This window comes from Rhizobium ecuadorense, from assembly GCF_001187535.1.
Lineage (GTDB): Bacteria > Pseudomonadota > Alphaproteobacteria > Rhizobiales > Rhizobiaceae > Rhizobium > Rhizobium ecuadorense.
Genome location: NZ_LFIO01001640.1, coordinates 1 through 320, shown reverse-complemented (window position 1 = coordinate 320; position 320 = coordinate 1). Strand labels below are relative to the sequence as shown.

Below are 320 nucleotides of genomic sequence, written 5' to 3'. Positions count from 1 at the left end.
GGCCGCTGGCTCAACGGCTACCGATTGCTGGAGGGCTTGAAGACGCAAACGCGCGGTCGAAGGCATGTCGTTTCCATGCCACCGGCCTTTGCAATGTGAGTGGAATCGCAATGTCCGACATTGTCGCCGACCTGCTGCGCCTTAGCGAAGATCCGAATGCCGACCCGAGGACCAGGCGCCGCCAAACCATGGAGCGGCTGGTGCAGACGCTGCTCGCCATGGCCGATGCCGAAATAGGATCGGGAGATGCTCAGCATCGCCATTCCATCATTCATTTGACGACGATCATCCGCGAGATGACGGGAAGGATCGCAGAGGCC

Annotated in this window: 1 protein-coding gene; it reads left to right on the top strand. The window is 60.3% G+C overall.

Annotated elements, in window-relative coordinates:
- Nucleotides 1-110: 110 nt before the first annotated feature.
- On the top strand, nucleotides 111-320 hold a 210-nt coding region (locus AF337_RS32850; RefSeq protein ID WP_049735364.1), incomplete at its 3' end, for a hypothetical protein.